At 65.5% G+C, this 17,309-nt stretch carries 17 protein-coding genes and 1 pseudogene; 5 read left to right on the forward strand and 13 right to left on the reverse strand.

Annotated features, from left to right (window positions below):
• Nucleotides 1-107: 107 nt before the first annotated feature.
• Both BJG92_RS15890 and BJG92_RS15895 read right to left on the reverse strand, forming a co-directional pair.
• Entirely contained in the window at nucleotides 108-860 is a 753-nt protein-coding gene (locus tag BJG92_RS15890; protein WP_232084955.1) for a VOC family protein, read from the reverse strand.
• Complete coding sequence (locus BJG92_RS15895; RefSeq protein WP_232084956.1) at nucleotides 857-1,525, reverse strand: GPP34 family phosphoprotein; 669 nt, start codon at nucleotides 1,523-1,525, stop codon at nucleotides 857-859. The genes BJG92_RS15890 and BJG92_RS15895 overlap by 4 nt, the downstream gene beginning before the upstream one ends.
• Nucleotides 1,526-1,639: 114 nt before the next feature.
• Here BJG92_RS15895 and BJG92_RS15900 point away from each other — a divergent pair, with 114 nt between their 5' ends.
• Nucleotides 1,640-1,969 carry a hypothetical protein gene (locus BJG92_RS15900; RefSeq protein WP_232084957.1) on the forward strand — a complete coding sequence of 110 codons (330 nt, stop codon included), beginning with the start codon at nucleotides 1,640-1,642 and terminating at the stop codon, nucleotides 1,967-1,969.
• A gap of 55 nt (nucleotides 1,970-2,024) precedes the next feature.
• On the opposite strand, the gene BJG92_RS15905 is transcribed toward BJG92_RS15900, so the two are convergent.
• The 5 genes from BJG92_RS15905 to BJG92_RS15925 form a co-directional block, all read right to left on the reverse strand.
• The gene (locus BJG92_RS15905; protein ID WP_232084958.1) at nucleotides 2,025-3,077 is read right to left on the reverse strand and encodes a metallophosphoesterase; all 1,053 of its coding nucleotides are present in this window, start codon (nucleotides 3,075-3,077) and stop codon (nucleotides 2,025-2,027) included.
• A gap of 39 nt (nucleotides 3,078-3,116) precedes the next feature.
• Nucleotides 3,117-3,929, reverse strand: a complete 813-nt coding sequence (locus BJG92_RS15910) for a phosphatidylinositol-specific phospholipase C/glycerophosphodiester phosphodiesterase family protein (RefSeq protein WP_232084959.1) — start codon at nucleotides 3,927-3,929, stop codon at nucleotides 3,117-3,119.
• Between the two features lie 240 nt (nucleotides 3,930-4,169).
• Entirely contained in the window at nucleotides 4,170-5,648 is a 1,479-nt protein-coding gene (locus BJG92_RS15915; protein WP_374199815.1) for a DUF222 domain-containing protein, read from the reverse strand.
• Between the two features lie 41 nt (nucleotides 5,649-5,689).
• Nucleotides 5,690-6,592 carry an aminoglycoside phosphotransferase family protein gene (locus BJG92_RS15920; protein WP_232084961.1) on the reverse strand — a complete coding sequence of 301 codons (903 nt, stop codon included), beginning with the start codon at nucleotides 6,590-6,592 and terminating at the stop codon, nucleotides 5,690-5,692.
• A 21-nt stretch (nucleotides 6,593-6,613) separates the two neighbouring features.
• Nucleotides 6,614-7,093, reverse strand: coding sequence for a GNAT family N-acetyltransferase (locus BJG92_RS15925; protein WP_232084962.1), 480 nt, complete (start codon nucleotides 7,091-7,093; stop codon nucleotides 6,614-6,616).
• 211 nt (nucleotides 7,094-7,304) lie between these two features.
• Here BJG92_RS15925 and BJG92_RS15930 point away from each other — a divergent pair, with 211 nt between their 5' ends.
• Both BJG92_RS15930 and BJG92_RS15935 read left to right on the forward strand, forming a co-directional pair.
• Nucleotides 7,305-7,961 carry a hypothetical protein gene (locus BJG92_RS15930; protein ID WP_232084963.1) on the forward strand — a complete coding sequence of 219 codons (657 nt, stop codon included), beginning with the start codon at nucleotides 7,305-7,307 and terminating at the stop codon, nucleotides 7,959-7,961.
• A 90-nt stretch (nucleotides 7,962-8,051) separates the two neighbouring features.
• Nucleotides 8,052-9,017 (forward strand): exonuclease domain-containing protein, encoded by a 966-nt coding sequence (locus BJG92_RS15935; RefSeq protein ID WP_232084964.1) that lies wholly within the window; start codon nucleotides 8,052-8,054, stop codon nucleotides 9,015-9,017.
• Between the two features lie 137 nt (nucleotides 9,018-9,154).
• Here BJG92_RS15935 and BJG92_RS15940 read toward each other — a convergent pair whose 3' ends face one another.
• Nucleotides 9,155-11,158: a VWA domain-containing protein gene (locus BJG92_RS15940; RefSeq protein ID WP_232084965.1), complete on the reverse strand. Its 2,004-nt coding sequence runs from the start codon at nucleotides 11,156-11,158 to the stop codon at nucleotides 9,155-9,157.
• A gap of 14 nt (nucleotides 11,159-11,172) precedes the next feature.
• Nucleotides 11,173-12,561: a sigma 54-interacting transcriptional regulator gene (locus tag BJG92_RS15945; protein WP_232084966.1), complete on the reverse strand. Its 1,389-nt coding sequence runs from the start codon at nucleotides 12,559-12,561 to the stop codon at nucleotides 11,173-11,175.
• 109 nt (nucleotides 12,562-12,670) lie between these two features.
• Between BJG92_RS15945 and BJG92_RS15950 the strand changes: the two genes are divergently transcribed.
• Both BJG92_RS15950 and BJG92_RS15955 read left to right on the forward strand, forming a co-directional pair.
• Entirely contained in the window at nucleotides 12,671-13,336 is a 666-nt protein-coding gene (locus BJG92_RS15950) for an MSMEG_4193 family putative phosphomutase (RefSeq protein ID WP_232084997.1), read from the forward strand.
• Between the two features lie 13 nt (nucleotides 13,337-13,349).
• Nucleotides 13,350-14,051: an SCO1664 family protein gene (locus BJG92_RS15955; protein ID WP_232084967.1), complete on the forward strand. Its 702-nt coding sequence runs from the start codon at nucleotides 13,350-13,352 to the stop codon at nucleotides 14,049-14,051.
• Nucleotides 14,052-14,335: 284 nt separating this feature from the next.
• On the opposite strand, the gene BJG92_RS18640 is transcribed toward BJG92_RS15955, so the two are convergent.
• The 4 genes and pseudogenes from BJG92_RS18640 to BJG92_RS15975 form a co-directional block, all read right to left on the reverse strand.
• Nucleotides 14,336-14,890, reverse strand: coding sequence for a Panacea domain-containing protein (locus BJG92_RS18640; RefSeq protein WP_374199816.1), 555 nt, complete (start codon nucleotides 14,888-14,890; stop codon nucleotides 14,336-14,338).
• A complete protein-coding gene (locus BJG92_RS15965; protein WP_232084968.1) occupies nucleotides 14,802-15,920 on the reverse strand; it encodes a hypothetical protein in 1,119 nt (372 codons plus the stop codon). Before BJG92_RS15965 ends, BJG92_RS18640 begins: the two co-directional genes overlap by 89 nt.
• Before the next feature lie 229 nt (nucleotides 15,921-16,149).
• A pseudogene (locus BJG92_RS15970) lies at nucleotides 16,150-16,350 on the reverse strand (ABC transporter ATP-binding protein); the annotation flags it as partial.
• A gap of 175 nt (nucleotides 16,351-16,525) precedes the next feature.
• A complete protein-coding gene (locus BJG92_RS15975; protein ID WP_232084969.1) occupies nucleotides 16,526-17,200 on the reverse strand; it encodes a TetR/AcrR family transcriptional regulator in 675 nt (224 codons plus the stop codon).
• Between the last annotated feature and the right edge of the window lie 109 nt (nucleotides 17,201-17,309).

Raw genomic sequence — 17,309 nt, forward strand, 5'->3', positions numbered from 1 at the left:
TGCTCACAGCAGCCAGCAGCTGCCTCGGGAAAAGATCCAGCCCCCTCAAGCCCACTAATTCAGCAGTCTCCTAGGCACCCCCGGCCACCGACAGCTGGAAGTTGGCCTCAATCGGTAGCTGCACTGACCGCGACGACGCCCCCTTGAGGGTCGCTGATCACGGCGCTTCGAAATCCCGGAGTGTCCGCGGGCGCCATCACAATCGCACCGCCGAGAGCAACAGCATGCTGGGCGACGGCGTCGGCATCTCCGACGGCGAAGTTAACGCTCCAATGCGGTGGGACCTGGACGCCATCGGTGGCCGTCACCACCGCCACGACCCGGTCCGAACGCAGCCACAGCGAGAAAGGAACGTCCGGCAATGATTTGATCTCCCAACCGAACATCGCCCCGTAGAACGCCTGGGCACGTCCAACATCCGAGGTGTGCAGCGAACTCATGGCCCAGCAGTTCAGCTCATTGGCCAGCTCGACGCCGTCGTTCTCACCCGCCTGCCGCAGGCCGAAGGGGACGCCGGCAGGATCGGCGAGCACTGCAAAGCCGTCATCGGACCCGGGATCGGACGGCAGGAGGAGCCTGCCTTGTGCCCGCAAGGCGCGGGACTCCCCGACATCGTCAACACGGACGTGGGTGATCCAGCCCGTGGGCGACTGCGGCGGCGCCTGCCCGATGCCTGCCACCAACTGCCCGTGAAGGCGCGCGGCGTAGTAGTCGCCGTCGAGACCGGACGGCATCGGGACCGGTTCGTCGAAACTCCAACCAAAGAGCTGACCGTAGAAGTCTTTGGCGGCCCGGGGATCGGGCTGCCAGGTGTCGACCCAGCACGGCGCACCGACTGAGGACGTGTCTCGCGCTGTCATTGAGGAGATCCCTTTCGACCTGAGATGCCTGGTTCTTCTTCCTCCGCCAGTCTGATCATGCGCAGTTCGTCCTCCACCGCGCGGGAAGGCCAATAGTCCTTCGCCAGTTCACTTGCCCGGATCTTGTCTGCTGCCGGTACCAGCTTGCCGAGCAGCCCGGCAGCCTGAAGCAGTGCGATCAGCGCGGTGGTCCTGGCATCGGGCGCCTTGGCCTCAGGCTTCGCGGGAGCGGGCGTCCCCGCGTCGGATGCCCCGACATCAGCCGTCCCGGCACCGGTTGGCGCGGCATCCGACGCCCCGGATTCCGACGGCGGCCCGCCGACTGCCGCCCGAATCTCCTTCAGGAGCGCCGCCTCCGGGCCGTGGTCCTTCTCCGGGTACCGCGTCGATTTGAACAGGCCCAGGTGTTTTTCGCCGACGTGTTCCACGATGCCCCGTGACGCCATCCCCTCGTAGACGCGCGGGGCGGTGCCGGTGGCCCTGACGTTCTTCCCCTCCAGCCCGATGGCACCGATCAGCTCCAGCTCGGCCAGTATTGCCCCCGCCAGGGTGGTCCTGAGTACGAACATCGGCACCTCAGGTGTGCCGTCCTGGTCGTTCGTTGCGAGAAGGAGGAAGGCCTGGGGAAGGTTCAGCTCCGCCGCCGTCGGCGTTTCAGCGTTCATACGAACATCGTGGCGCAGGCGGGCAGCCGCCACAATGGAAACTTACAGTCGTCGATGTCGGCAGCAGGCATAAGCTGATTCAAGAACGTCTCTTCCACCACCCTGGAGGTCATCATGGACACCGAAACCGCCGACGTTACCGGTCATGATGTCACCACCATCACCTGTGTGTGCGGCAACACCGTCACCAAGGACGGTTTGATCCAGGCCAATTCCCAAGGCGTCCCCGTCTACATCGGAGACAGCAGCCCGGTTCCCGCCGGGCTGGCGGAATGGCCTGCGGACGAGGATCTCTACACCCTGTGCCCCTCCTGCGGCCGCGTGTACCGTGACTCGGTCATCGAAGAGACAGGAACCGCGCCCGTTGCTTTCCGCGTCGACGTCACCACCGGCCCCATTGCCGAGGCCATCCGAGTCCATTGGCAGCTCAGCACCCAGGAATGAACCTTTGAGCGGACAACGGCGGGACCTCCCGCCGTCGTCCGCTTCCGACTGGTGGCTACTGGCTGAAGGGGACCTTTTCCCAGGCCAGAACGTCCGCGCCATCGGCACTGTTGCCGGCGACGGTGAACCTGACGTAGTTGGTGGCGTTGGCGGATCCGTCCACGGTGATGCGCTGCAGGTCATCGGCGGCGGGCTGGCCGTAGATGTCCAGCCAGGGTGAGCCCTCCGCGAGCGGCTGGTTCTCGGCGAAGACGTGGCTGTCGCCGTTGATGAGGTAGACCGGGGCGTCGAAGCTGTTGGTTTCGTCGATGATGGCCTGGACGATTTCGCGGAAGCCGGACATGGTGTCCGGGTTGGCGGTCGCGGCGGCGAGCAGCGACGGGTCGAACATGTCTGCCTGGGTCATCAGGACAACGGCGCGGTCGCGGCGGCGTTCGGCGTCAGCGAAGGTCTTGCGGATCTGGCCCAGGACGGCGTCCGTCCGGTGCTCAACTTCGGCCAACTGCTCGGGCGTGGCTGTGGTTTCGCCCAGGCCGGTCCACGGCTGCAGCGAGTTGTTGCTGCCCTGGATATTCAGCACGGAAAACGCCACCCGGTTCTGGGTGAAGCGGACGTTCTCCGGCAGCCCGAGGTCCGCCTGGGTCTTCACAGGCATGGTGGCGCCCAGGGTCTTGCCGGGCTCGTCGAAGAAAACATCCCGCAGCGTCTCGAGCCGTTCCAGCGGGTTGTAGGCGCCGTTGTTGGTGCGGTGGCAGTCCACCCACTCGTTGTCGCCCGGGGTGTAGACCAGCGGGTGCTCGAAGGTGTCGAACTGCGCGCGGATGTTCTGGAAGTACTCGTCCGAGCAGACCGAGGAGCCGTTCTTGATGTCGCCCACGTGGGTGACGAACTTCAGCGCGCTGTCGGCGTTGATGTCCTGGATGCGGGCGGGGAACTTCGCGATTTCGGCCTCGCCGTAGGGGATGTCGCCGATCACGCCGAACGTGAACCCCCGGCTGTTGGAAGTGCTGTCGGCGGTGTTGTCGGCGGCGGTGGCGGGCTGGGACGCAAGGAGTCCGAGCGCCAAGGCGGCTGCCGCCGTCGCCGTTTTGATGGTGTTTGAAGGCATGGCGGTGTTCCTTTACTTGGCGGGCTTGAGGTGTGCGGCTCAGGCCCCGCGGGCGGTCAGGAACTGCTGCAGCGCGGCGAGGTCGTCGGTGTTGATGTGGTCCACGCCGGCGTCGAAGAGTTCGTTCCAGACGGCTTCGCGTGCAGTGCCGGGTATGTCCGGGGTGGTCCAGAAGCGGACGCGGTAGCCATTGGCGTGCGAGTCGGCCACGTAGGCGCGCAGTTTGGCGCGCTCGGCCTCCGGCATCGGGCCCACGCCCTGCCAGGTGAAGAGCTTGGTCCAGTTGTCGCTGACCAGCGGCATCAGGCCGGCAGGCTTTCCGGAGGTGAGGTCCGCGGAACGGCCATCGTAGAAGCTGAAGCGCTTCTCCTGCGCCTGCATGGTGGCCAGCGGGCGGTTTCCGCTGATGACCGCGGTGACCGGGCCGGTCTTGGTGGTGCCGTGGCTGTATCGGCTCATGATGTCGCGGTGCTCGGCCAGTTCCTGCTCGATTGCGGCGTAGGTGGATTCGCCGTCGCTCTTGATGTCGATCAGAAGCTGCAGGCTGCCATCCCACTTCGGGTAGACGCTGTGGCCCTGGCCGCGGACCAGGTCCTGGAGCGGATCGAGGTAGAGGCTCTCGAGCGTCACGCCGGGCCGGACATCCGCGAGGTCGTGGGCCACCAGCAGCTCGCCGTCCACCAGCCACACGTCCGCTTCCACACTGGTGAAGCCATGCTCCAGCGCATCGAACAGGGGGCGGTCATGCTCGTAGTCGTTGTGCGCATGCGCCTGGGCAAGCGGCTGGCCGACGACGACGGGAGCCGGCCTGGTCGCCTCTGCCGGGGCCGGGGCTGAACTGGGAAGGACCATTGGCGTGCTGGGCCCGAGGGAAGCCCCTGCCAGTGGTTCCCCAAGTCAGCCTTCCAGGATCTGCCTGATCTTCCTCGCCGTGAACAACGGGCCCGTTTCAGAGTTCCCGGCAGTAGTAAGGCATTAGGGGCGTCGACCACCGTCGCCCGCCGAGGCCGCTGACCGCTTGGAAAATCGTCGGAAGTCTTGTCTTCATCATGCGCAGCCGGCGGAACGGCGTCCATCTGTGGAGAGCCGATCCTACGCCGCGATGAACAGTTCCCAGTCTGGAAAGGGATCCACGGGCAATGGTGGCCCGGTCTCCCCGGGTCCGACGGCGCCGGCAACGTCGTCCGGCCAGTCGGGCGGTTCCAACTCCCAGCCTTCACCCTCATCGCCGAGACCCTTCGGCCAGCGTGGTGGTTCCCAGTCCTGTTGTTCGCTGGCATAGGAGCGTCCCGCGGGTGAGATCCAGCCAGGTGGCTGGTCCCGGGTCGCACCTACCGGCTTCCACGCTGTGGTGTGTCTGAGTCGATGGTGGCGCCGGCAGGGCTGACCCAGGTTGGTGACGCCGGTGCTGCCGCCGTCGGCCCAAGCCAGCACGTGATCCGCTTCGTTGTCCAAGGAATGGTTATTGCAGCCCGGAAAGGTACACCGGCCGTCCCGTAGCCGCAACCATTGGCGCATCGCCTTCGGAACCCTGTAGCTGGTCCGGCCGATCTCCAGCGGCGCTCCGCTGCGCGGATCGGTGAGCACACGTAGGAATGATTCGGCACCATCCCCCACCAGCCGACGGGCCATGGACGGCGGAACGGGACCGTACCCATCCAGCGAGGCCGGTTCCGTCACGGCGCCTAGAAGAGACAGCACCGGCACGGTCACCAGGACCTGTGCCCTGGGTGACGGAGTTCCTTCCGTCACCCCCGCCAGCAGCCAGGAAGCGGCGACGTCCGCACGGAGCTGAGTCAGGGTGCGGGATTCGTCCGGCCCCTGCAGGGCACGCGCCGCTTCCGTGGCCCGGGACCACACACCCACCGCCGCATCCGCAGTCAAATAGGCCGAGAGCCAGGCCATGCCGTCGCGGTCCGGCATGTATTCCAGCCGACGGTCCTCCGCACCTTTGCGGTGGCGTGCTTCGATGCTTTCAGGATGGTGCAGCTCACGCCATCGGCGCGCTTTGGCCCGGAACCTTCCCGGCACCAGCTCCCCCGCCGGGCAGCCACGCGCAGCAATGGCAGCTTCGGGGTCAAGGAAATGAGTCTCCAAAGCAGCCGCCGCAGCGGGGTCCAGACCGGACGTTTCATCACACATCACCCGCGCGTGTTGCCAGGATATGCTTCCTGCCTGCAGCGCGGACAGCGTCAGGGGCAACCGGGTGGTCAGGGTGGCTGACTCCGACAGGAGCGCCGCCGCCGATCGTTCACTCACGGTCAGGACGCAGGCCACCTCTGCTGTCACCGCCATTTCCTGGGCCATGCGCGCCTGCGGGGAAGCAGCTGCGGCGGCCATAGCGGCGGCAGCGCGGGCATATCCGGCGGCGAAGTGGACTTTCAACCCGGCCACCCTGGCTTCCATGCTGACCACCTCAGCCATACCGTCCAAGCACGCGTCGGCTTCGTCCCGAAGAGGGTCGGCGCGAGTCGAGGCCGCGTTCCCGGCTCCGCGACCGGCAAAAGCAGCCAGCCTGGCAAGGGAGGCCTCCATGGCTTCCAACGTATGCGCAGCTGCTCTGCCTTCCATACCCACAGCATGGCAGGAGCCACCGACATTTAGCGTTGGCGTCAGGGTTGCAGGCTGGTTCCGTCATCCAGGATCTGTCTGATCCCGAACTCCCCCGCGGAGAACATCCGCGGATTGTCGTCTGAGTTGCTCAGCAGGGCGGTGGACAGGATGAGGGCCCAGCCCCGGGCCCGCATCCAGGTGTCCCCGTCCACTGCGGGGCCAATGGCGCCCATAAAGCGCTGGCGGGCGCGGGCGTCGAACATCAGCCAGGCCACCGCAAGATCGACAGCCGGGTCCCCTGCGCCGACGTCGCCGAAATCGATGACGCCGGCCAGCGAGCCGCCGTCCGCCAGCAGGACATTGCCCGGGTGAAGGTCCCCGTGGAGCAGCATCGGCGGACCGTCCCAGGCTTGAGCGGCACGGGCCTGCGCCCACACCGCTCTCAGCGCTGCCGCCTGCGGGTAGCGTTCGCGGTCCCGGAGCCGTTCCACCACCGCAGCGTCACGTTCCAGCAGCGGAACGCCGCGGAAAGGATTCACCGGGACGCCGGTTTCGGCGGGCACGTGGAGGGCGCGGAGGAAACCGGCCAGGCCCTCCGCGGCCGGCCCGCGGCCTGCGGGGCCGACGTCGGCCGCGGCGGCTCCGGGGACCCACCGCACGATGCTCCACGGCCAGGGAAAGTCCGACGTCGGCCGGCCGGCATGGACGGGGACGGGAACCGCCACCGGGGAGCGGAGGGCTATGTCCGGAAGGTAGCGCTGCTCATGAAAGATCAGCGGCACGGCCTCCGCTCTGCGCGGCAGCCGGACGGCCAGGTCGTCGCCGAGCCGGAAGGTCGCGTTGTCCCAGCCGTTCGCGACCCGCACCAGAGGACGGTCGGCGAGATCGGGCCGCTGGTCCCGGACCAGGCGCTGGACGACGGCGTCATCCACTTCCAGCGTGGCTGGAGGCATTCCCGCCATTCAGGAGACCCTTCTTCCGTTTCAAAGCTCGCGATAGTAGTAAAGCATTGGGTCTGTCTGGTTGGGTTCGGTGTTGGTGAACCCGTGGGCTTCATAGAAACGGCGCGCATCGGTGTCCTCGCCGTCCACGTTGATCTCAAGGAGTGCGCCGCCCCGGTCGCTTACCAGATCGAGGGCCGCGTCCAGGAGTGCGCTGCCGAGGCGGTGACCGCGGAGCTCTGGACGGACGTAGAGCTCGTCGAGGATCGCGACCGGCCCTCGGTACCAGACATTGGGCCGGAAACTCAGCACAGCAACCCCGCTCGCTGGCTCGCCGGTCAGCAGGACCACCACGTCGTCCCCCGCCAGGAGTTGCGTCAATCGTGATTCAAGCTCCTGGGTGCCGGGCGTCGGCGTCGAGAATTCAGTGTTGAAATCATGAAGCAACCGGGCAACGACGGCGGCGTCGTCCAGCGTCGCCCGCCGCGGCCTCGGGCCGCCTGCAGAATCGTCGGAAGTCATGGCTTCATCATGACGAGCAGGCGAAGCGGCGTCCATGCTCACCTCCTATCAGGATCCCGAGTGCGCTTGGGGCCTGTTGGAGCGTGCGTAGCATGCCGCAGAAACGGTGCGGCGCTCGAGCCGACCCAGGCTTCGCAACCAAGCACGAACCTGCACTTTATTGTCAGTCGCATAACCTACGATGAGCTCAACGTAAATATTGGGGGAATCAGTGGGTGCTCAAATCGCCGTGCCGCACGGAGTTGCAGTTCTGGATATACACGATGGTCGTTGGGGACTGTGGCAGGTCTCAGTGAATGCCGCTGGCGGCCCGATGCGCGCATCGTCTACCAACGCCATTGTCACCGATGGATTTGACGGCGCGGCCTTCGACTGCGTTTCCTACAACCGGCCTTTGCTGCTCTCCGAACGAGCACTGGCCGCCTGCCGGGAACAGCGCGTGCTGGATTGGGTCCGGCTAAAGCCCGAGGTCTTCCTTCAAGACTGTGAATCTTGGGTTGCTGCACTCCAACAAGACTTCTGGGACGAAAATGACCGGCGGCTGGCTCACAACCTTCAGCTTTCCGCAGACCGCAAGGCAGCCAAGGCAGCCGGTGCACTCGTACCGGATACAAAACGACTCGCTCCACTGCAAGACATAGATTGGCCGGCCCCGCCGCCATCTTCAGCTTGGGAATCGGATCCCGCTTGCACTAAGCCCGTTTCTGAAGAAGCACTTCGGATCGCGAGGGGTTGTATCCGTCTTTTGAATTACTGGCTCGATATCGAATCTGACCGGACTCGCAAAAACAGGTCGTATTTCCACGACGCGGGCACTGTCATTAGACCGTGGCCGATCCCCGCCAACGAACTGTCCATGGCCAACTGACCGACCGCAGCACATCCAAATCTTCTCGTGACACACGCCCCCCGGGCTGGTCGTGCTGCCCAAATTACTTCAGACCGAGGAATGTCCACCATGCCTCTTTCCTTCACCGCCATCGATTTCGAAACAGCAAATTCCCGCCGAGGATCCATCTGCTCGGTTGGGCTCACCAAGGTCACCAACGGTGTTATCACAGCGTCCACATCATGGCTGATCACCCCGCCAGACGACGCAGGTTTTGACGACTTCAATATTGGAATCCATGGCATCACGGCACACGACGTCCGGGATGCACCTGACTGGTCGTCGTCACTGTCCAGAATCTTGGACTTCATTGACGGGGACATCGTCGTTGCCCACAATGCTGCCTTCGATGCCGGGGCCCTTCGTGAGGCATGCGACTTTGCTGGGCTAGCATGGCCGACAATCGACTACACCTGCACCCTCGTAATGAGTAGGGCGCTCCTAGATCTCCCCGCTTACAAGCTGCCGTGGGTAGCCGAGGCCTTGGCTCTCCCGTCATTTGACCATCACGACTCCGGCGCCGACGCGACTGCGGCCGCCCAAATTGCCATCGCGCTGGCGGAATCCCAGGGGGCAATCACACTGCAGGACCTTGTCGCGTACGCCGGCGTCAGAATGGGCCGGATCGACCCTGACTCTTGGAGCGGCGCTCGGAAAGCTTCCAACCCTGCGCGGGTACGGCTAAATCTCGACGGGCTGGAGATCGATCCGAACGGCCCGATGGCAGGGGAGGTCGTTTGTTTCACAGGGAAGATCTCTTGGGTCCGGGAAGATGCCCAAGCAATGGTGATCCGACATGGTGGTTCCATTTCTACGAAACCAACGAAAAAGACGACCATCCTGGTCACTGGCGACTTCGACGAGCGCACCTTTCGCCCTGGCATGAAATACAGCTCAAGCCTTGCAAAGGCCTTTGCGCTCGTCGACGGCGGCCAGACTCTCGAGATCATGACGGAAGCGGACTTCCGGCAGAAACTCGAACCCACTGAAGGATTTCGCGACTTGGCTCTTCAGGACATCGGTCACTCTTTGTAGGTGGCGTCCAGCTTCGTCCTTCATTCCTGATGCTCGCAGGCAACTGGACGCCAAGAAAGTCAGCGGCAGCACCGCATAGTTTGGAATGCCGCCTGATCCGACAGGAATCTGCGGATTCCGACGGCGGACCCGCTCACCTACGTCGCCCAGTCGTCGTCGCCGAACGCCCGTCCGCGGAAGTGCGCGCGGAGGTACTCCCCCACGACGGCGGCGCCCAGATCCCCGGTCTCCGTTGCCACGACCCGGCCGTCGATCCTGCGGGCCATCCGAGCCACGAACCGTTCCAGGCCCGGGTCATTGCCCAGCCGGAAGAACGTGGCCTGCGCGCCGGCCCGCCCCAGCCGGTCCAGTTCGGCGACCGTCACGCGGATGGTCTCGGGCTCGGGCGGATACGCGAACCACGACTCGCCGTCGGCGAGCAGGTGCGCGGTGGGTTCGCCGTCGGTCACCACCAGCAGGACCGGCTGCATGGACGGGTGCTGGCGGAAAAACCGGCCGGCCAGCAGCAAACCGTGGTGCAGGTTGGTGCCCTGCTCCCGCAGGGCCGGCAGGGCCGTGAGCTCGCCGATGTCCATGGACTGCGCGTAGCGGCCGAAGCTGATCAGCTGCAGCCGGTCGCCGCGGAACCTGGTGGTCACCAGGTGGTGCAGGGCCAGCGCCGTGCGTTTCATCGGCACCCAGCGCCCCTCGGCGGCCATCGAGAAGGACACATCCACCAGGAGGGCGACGGCGGCCTGCGTGCGCGCCTCGGTTTCCGTGACCTCGATGTCGTCCATGGCCAGGCGCAGTCCGTGGCGCGGGTCGCCGCCGTCGGCGATGGTCCGGCGGATCGCGTTGGTGATGGTCCGGGTGACGTCCCAAGGTTCGGCGTCGCCGAACTCCCACTGGCGGCTGGAGCCGGTCTGCTCCCCGGCCGCCCCGGCAACCCGCGTTTCCCGCCGCCCCTGCCGGCCGGAGAGTTGCTTGGCCGTGTCCCGCAGCAGCGACCTGCCCAGCCGCCGCATGGCCTGCGGTGAGAGGCTGAGATCGCCGTCGGCCCCGCGCCGGAGGTAGCCGCCGTCGTGCATGGCCTTCTCGATCTCCGCAAGGGTGCGGGCCGAGACCGCCGCGTCCTGCCCCAGCTGGCGGGCCAGGGCGTCCAGGTCCAGGTCGTCGAGGTGTGAACCGTTGTAGTCCTGGGCGAGCTGTTCGGCGAGCTCGTCAAGTTCGGCGAGGTCCTGGAGCACGCCGGTGCCGTCGCCGAGCCCGAGTCCCTCCTCGCCGTCGAAGCGTTCGGAGCCGGACCAGTCCTCCCCGGGGCGCAGGGCCTGCAGGTTCGCATCGAGTTGGCCCAGCTGTGCCATAAGTTCCGGCGAGCCGAACGCCTGGGCCGAAAGATGCATCAGCTCCTCGCGCTGCTCGGCGGACATGGACTGCATGAGCCGCTGGGCGGCGGCCGCGCGCTGGGCGAGCGCGTCCACCAGTTCCTCGACCGACTGCGGGTTCTCCGGGAAGTACTGGCCGTGCTTGGCCATGAATTCCTGGAAGTCCGCGTCGGTGTCCTCGCCGCGGCGGTGTTTGTCGAGGAGCCCGTTGAGGTCCTGCAGCATCTCGGCGACGGCCGCGCGGTCCTCCTCGGTGGCGCCTTCGAGGGCCTGCTTCATGCCGGCGAACCGCTGGTCCAGGACTTCGCGGCCCAGCAGGTCCTTGATCCGCTCGTAGGCTTCCCGGGCGGTGCTGGACTGCCAGTCATAGGAGGCGAGTTCGTTGACCGCTGCCGCCGTGGACTTCGGGAGGTTCTGCAGCTGCATTTCCCGGAAGGCACGGTCGGAGTTGTCCATCATGGCGTCGCGGGCCAGCTGTTTGCGTTCCTCCAGCACCGCCGTGTCCAGCAGCTTCTGCACCTCGTTGAGGGTGCCATCCAGCCGGTGCTGGCCCAGCAGGTCTTTGCGCCGCTGCTGGACGCGGCCGGCGAGGTCGTCCAGTCCTTCCCGGTTCCGGCCGCCGCGCCGCAGATACTCCTGCAGGGCCTGCCGGGGCGAGTAGCCGGCCATGACGTCCTCGGCGACGGCGTCCAGCGCCTCCGCCAGGTCCACCGGAGGGGCGAGCGGATCGGGCCCGCCCGCGTAGCGGCTGTACCGGGACCGGTGGTGTGCGGTCATGAGGCCTCCTGTGGCTACCCGTAGACGGTGGCCTCGTCGTCGGACTCCTTGGAGATCCGCCGGGCGAGGTAGAGGCCTTCCAGGGCCAGTTCGACGGCGGCGGCCCGCTGACCGTCGTTGGTGGCGCCCAGGCGCTCACCGATGTCGTCGTAGAGGCTTGATCCGTTGAGCGAGGGCAGGTTCCCGAGGAACTCCCGCGCGGTGACGAGTTCGCCGGTGGTCACGGTGGTGTGGCCGTCCAGTGCGGCGACGAGTTCTCCCATGTCGAGGCCGTGGAAGTGCGCCCGCACGGCTTCGGCGGTGGCCATGCGCAGGAGGTGGTCCAGGATGTCCTGTTCCCGGCCCTCCTCCCCCGACTCGAACTCGATCTTCCCGGCGAGGACTTCCACGGCGGCGTCCAGGTCGATGATCCGGGCGACGGCCTCGTCCTCGCCGCGCACGCTGGCCCGGCGCAGGGCGGCCGCGGCGACGGTTTCGGCGCCGGCGATGGCGAACCGCGCGGATACCCCGGAGGTCTGGTTGATCGCCGGGGACTGCCGCAGCGCCCGGGTGTAGCGGGCCAGGATCTCGAGGATGACGGGCGGGACGCCGGCCACCAGGTGGCCCTCCTGCCGGATGACGGCCACCTCATCCTCGAGCTCGATCGGGTAGTGGGTGCGGATCTCGGCGCCGAAGCGGTCCCGCAGCGGCGTGATTATCCTGCCGCGGTTCGTGTAGTCCTCCGGGTTGGCGGACGCGACCACCAGGACGTCCAGCGGCAGCCGCAGCACGTAGCCGCGGATCTGGATGTCGCGTTCCTCCATCACGTTGAGCATGGAGACCTGGATCCGCTCGGCGAGGTCGGGGAGTTCGTTGATGGCGATGATGCCGCGGTTGGAGCGCGGCACCAGGCCGTAGTGGATGGTTTCCGGGTCGCCCAGGCGGCGGCCCTCGGCCACCCGCATCGGGTCGACGTCGCCGATCAGGTCGGCGACGGACGTGTCCGGCGTCGCGAGCTTCTCGACGTACCGTTCCGAGCGGTGGCGCCACGCCACCCGGAGCCGGTCCCCCTCGGTGAGGACGCGGGCGCGGGAGTGCTCCGTGAGGGGTTCGTACGGGTGTTCGTTCAGTTCCGAGCCCTCGATCACCGGCGACCACTCGTCCAGCAGCCCGGCCAGGGTGCGCAGGAGCCGGGTCTTGCCCTGACCCCGTTCGCCGAGCAGGACGACGTCGTGCCCGGCGAGGAGGGCCCGCTCCAGCTGGGGCAGGACGGTGCGGCTGAAGCCGAACATCCCGGGCCAGGGGTCGCGGCCGGCGGCGAGCGCGGCGAGCAGGTTGTCGCGGATTTCGCGGCGTAGGTCCTTGTGAACGTGGCCTGAGGCACGCAGTTCACCAACAGTGAAGATTTCGGGACGGTCAATCACTCCTCCACCGTAGACCTCGCCTCGGGACCATGGCACCCCCTACCGCTCCGCGATTTCCCCATCCCTCGCAAGCTCGGGCGGGGACCCCTATCGCTACGCTTAGAACGTGATGACAGCAGCAACGCCTGGATCTTCGGCGGAGCACCCACGGCAGGGCACGCTCCTGCTTCTGGTGCGCCACGGAGAGACACCGACGACGGGCATGGTGCTGCCGGGCAGGGCGCCGGGACTGCACCTGTCGGACCGGGGCCGCGCCCAGGCGGAAAGGGTTTCCGAACGGCTTTCTGGCCTGCCGGTAGACGCCCTGTATTCTTCGCCGTTGGAGCGCGCCTGCGAGACGGCGGAGCCAACGGCGGGCCGCACCGGACTGGCGGTGAAGCACGACGACGGGCTGCTGGAGTGCGATTTCGGCGGGTGGACCGGAGCCGCGATCGCCGAGCTGACGGCCCTGCCCGAGTGGCAGACCGTCCAGCACAGCCCGTCCCAGTTCCGCTTCCCGAACGGCGAGAGCTTTCCGGAAATGCAGGCGCGGATCGTCGGAGCGATCGAGGCACTATGTGCGGCGCACGCCGGCGGTGTGGTTGTGTGCTTCTCCCACGCCGATCCCATCAAGGCCGCGGTGGCCCACGCCCTGGGCACGCCGCTGGACCTCTTCCAGCGCATCATGATCAGCCCGGGCTCGGTCTCGGCCATCTCGTTTGTGGAGGGCCTGGATCCGGCCGTACTGATGGTGAACTCGACCGCGGAACCGCTCAGCGGGCTGAGGTCACAGTGAGTTGGGGCAGCCGGTGTCCGGCCGGGAGCTGACCCTGCTCAGCGAGGGCCGCGTCGAGGTGCTCGGACGTATCCTGCGCAGCAGCAACGAGACGTTCCTGGTGCAGCTCAGCCACGGTGAGGACACCGCGCAGGCGGTGTACAAGCCGCAGGCCGGCGAACGTCCGCTGTCCGACTTCGAACCCGGGCTGCACCGGCGCGAACGCGCGGCCTACCTGCTCAGCGAGGCGCTGGGGTGGGGCATGGTGCCGCCCACGGTCATAAGGGAGGACGCGCCGCTGGGGGTCGGCTCGCTGCAGTGGTTCATCCAGTGCGACTTCCAGGAGCATTACTTCACGCTGTTCGAGGACGTCCCGGAGACCCATCGCGAGCTGGCCCGGATCGCTCTATTCGACTACATCGCCAACAACACCGACCGCAAGAGCGGCCACGTGCTGCGCGGCGACGACGGCCGGATCTGGGGCATCGACCACGGGCTGTGCTTCTCGGCAGCGTTCAAGCTGCGCACCGTGATCTGGGACTTCGCCGGGGAACCGATTCGGGAGGCGCTGCTGGCTGATATTGCGCCGCTTGCCGAGTCCGTCCCGGCCGCGCTCGCGGAGCTGCTCGACGACGACGAGGTCACCGCCCTGCAGCGCCGCGTCCAGCGGATGCTGCTCGCCAGCGCACTGCCGGTTGACCGCACCGGCATGCGCTACCCGTGGCCGCTCGTTTAGCCGCATACCCTTCCGTTGCCCGAGCTGGGATACGCGGACCGCCGACAGAGCCGACCAGCCGCCAAAGGGGCGGATGGCACCGATAGGGTTGGCGGCCGGTACGGCCACCGACAGGGTTCGGCACTTCCAAACAATGCGTCACTTGTCATGAAGGTCCTGCTGTTCGGCTCACCGGGCGGCAACGGCCGCGGTTGAGGCGAATGGTGCGGGCTGCACGGCCCGTCCGTGGCATGCACCTATTGCGGTTCTGGGTGGCAAAGGCTACGGCTCGTCGGACCGGAAATTCAGCTTCGGGTTTGTACTAAAAGGCTTCGGTAGTAGTCCCTCATGGTCGTATGAGAAATTTCGAAGCCGCGAACGCGCCCCTGTTCAGACTCTAACCAAGCGTCCCGCCAAGGGGTCTCGGTGTGCGTGAGTTCACGCAACGCCCAACCTGTACGACCGCCGTAAATCTCTACGACCTGCTGGGCAAGTTCACTATCGCGCTTGGGTACATCCACGCCGGAACCGTGGGGCCACTCACCTATCAGAACAGCGCCGCGATGGTAAGGGTAGAGAGAGGCTACGACCGGTCCATGTTTCCAAGCCTGGATCTCGTCCCTAAACATCGGCCTATCTGTCAATGCGAGGCTCCACGCGTTGCAGTAGTACATGAGTTTCTGGAGCTTGAGGGTTTCGACAGGGGCGAGTTTTGACAGTCGCTCATAAATCAACCCGGCCAAGTTCAATGCTTCATTTGTAGCCGGCATGTCAACCCACTTTCTGAGCAAAGGCCTCAAGGCCATTGACGGAGGACCCAAGGCGCCCTGACGCCGGTTCTTCAAGGAACTGCTCCACATCAGGTTTGGTCGCAGACTCAGCGGTGCGAGCCATAACGATCAATGCGGCCACTAGCTCGAGAATAGCGTCAGAGGATTCTGGAAAAGCATATTCTTCTAGCGAGTCGGCAGTGAGAACACCCCACGGCACAGACTTGTTCCTGTTGGGACTTCGTCCGATTACACCTACTCGGACAGCTGAACGCCATCCCGGATGGTCTTTTGGCACTCGGGTCCGTTTCTTCACATGGCTGATGCGACCATCCTTAAGGAGTTTGAACATCCCGTACTTGTCATTCGTCCGCAAGTGCTCCACCGTTGGCGCATGCCGCCCAGGCATAGCCGAATGATGAAACGACGTGAGCGCTTGAATGTTGGCGTCTGACGTTGAAGTGCCTGGCTGCACCTCCGGCGTGGCGGCAATAAAGAAGCAAACTCGAACACTGGGGATGCCTGCCGAGTTCAGCAGCCGGGCAGCAAGCTCCACAACTTGAACCTGAAAGTCCTCCGACCCCTCCGGCGTCCAGCCTCGACCACTAACCTTGGCAAGGTATTGAATTTCTCTACGAACCTCGGCCAGCGCTTCCTGAATACCTATTGCCTTTGCCGTGTCGACCTTGGCCACTAAGGCTTCAACGGTCTTGTCCTTGGCGGCCGTTATGACTCCTTGAAGGATGACGCATAACGCAACGCTGACCAACCCAACCCACAGTAGTACGTTCGCCAGGGTCGGGTCAGCATTTACCCAGATTCTCGAAGCGCCGCTGCATATCGCTCCACAGGCACTAACTATAACCACGACAATGCCGACGGTTCGCCTAGCCCACCAAGGCATCCGGGCCGCATCTTTGTTTGCGGTCTCTACAGCCATGCCTGCCTCGCACTCATCTTTCACTCCTATGAACAAATTCTCCCAAAACCATACCGGAGACTTAACGTGGGACGTCGGAGACAGCAGAAGAGCAGCGGCCCCAGCGGCCCTTTCTACCAACCCGTCTGGATCGTCACGAGCCACCTGTGGGGTCTCCCAAATCGGCGAGAAGGTGAACATCTTTGATCCTCGGGTGAGCAAGTAGCCCCATTCGCCGGGGTCGGCGAATGGGGCATGCGAGCAACGTCATCATTATCAGGAAGAAAGCCGGGCCGATGCGAAAACGAGGGGAAACTATTGCGTGGGAGCAAATAGCCTTGGCTGGGGTTCTCGATAGCTTGATCTGTAAGATACCAAGGATTCTCCGTGGCCCCGATGACCTCTACGAGCCTCCCGCTCAGATGCAAAGTGTCGCCTTCGCCGCCTCCATGATCTCCGCCTCCGAGGCCCCGGGCCGACCGTAGGCGATGTTGTCCCTAATGGTCCCGCCGACCAGCCAGGTGTCCTGCAGCACCATGCCCATCCGCGAGCGCAGCTCGTGCCGGGACATCGCGGCGACGTCCATGCCGTCGAGCGTGATTCGCCCGGCGTCGAGCTCGTAGAAGCGCATCCCACAACCCAAACACGGCGCTTGCAGTTCGGAGCAAACATGCGTAATTCAGCGGCACGCGGGGCGCGTTGGGTGATCGCTCGGTGTCCCACTCTAAGGCTTGGCATCGTCTCAACACGGCGGTTATGGATCGGAACTGCGGTGCAGAGGGACGCGCGACGGTCCGTGAGCGTCGCTATGCGGGGGCTCTCAGAGGCTCGAGGGCGGCTAGGACGAGGTCGAGGCCGAAGTTGAACTCCTCCGCCGGGTCGTAGCCGGCAGCGACGAGCGCCGCGGCGGACTCATTGAGGTAGGGGAACTCGTCAGGAGGAAGCTGGGGCAAGTAGACGTCCTCGCCCATGTCCGCGAACTCATCCGCCGTGTCGAACGGCAGGCTGGCTTCCTGCAGGGCGAAACCGTAAACATAGCTGTCGAGCAACCAGTTGGCGTGCGTCGCCATCAAGACCGTGAAGCCAGCCCTCCGCAGGCAGGCGGTGACCGCTTCGTGGTGGCGAAGGTTCGCAGGCCCCGGCGATGTCCGCGACTCCATTAGGCCGTTCGCCCACGGGTGGCGTGCGAGAACCTGTCGGGCGGATACCGCCCGCCGTCGTATCGCCGACTGCCAGTCGGTCTCTTCGGGCGGGAGCTCGATCTCCTCGAACACGACGTCGATCATGGCGTCCAGCAACTCATCCTTGCTCGCCACATAGTGGTAGAGCGACATCGCGCCCGCGCCGAGCACGCCAGCCAGCCGACGCATGCTCAGCCCGTCGACCCCGTCGCGGTCGGCGAGCCGGACCGCCTCGACCACCACCCGCTGCTTGCTCAACCCTGCATCTGACGCGACCTGGCGTTGTTTTCTTGCAGACACGGGTCTCCTCGCTCTCTCAAAAGGCTTGACATTAGTACAGCGTACGCTCACACTCGAGCGTACACCGTACGTCGTACGGTGTACGAGCCAGCGAGAGTCGCTGCTCGGA

The sequence above is a fragment of the Arthrobacter sp. SO5 genome, assembly GCF_020532805.1.
GTDB lineage: Bacteria > Actinomycetota > Actinomycetes > Actinomycetales > Micrococcaceae > Arthrobacter.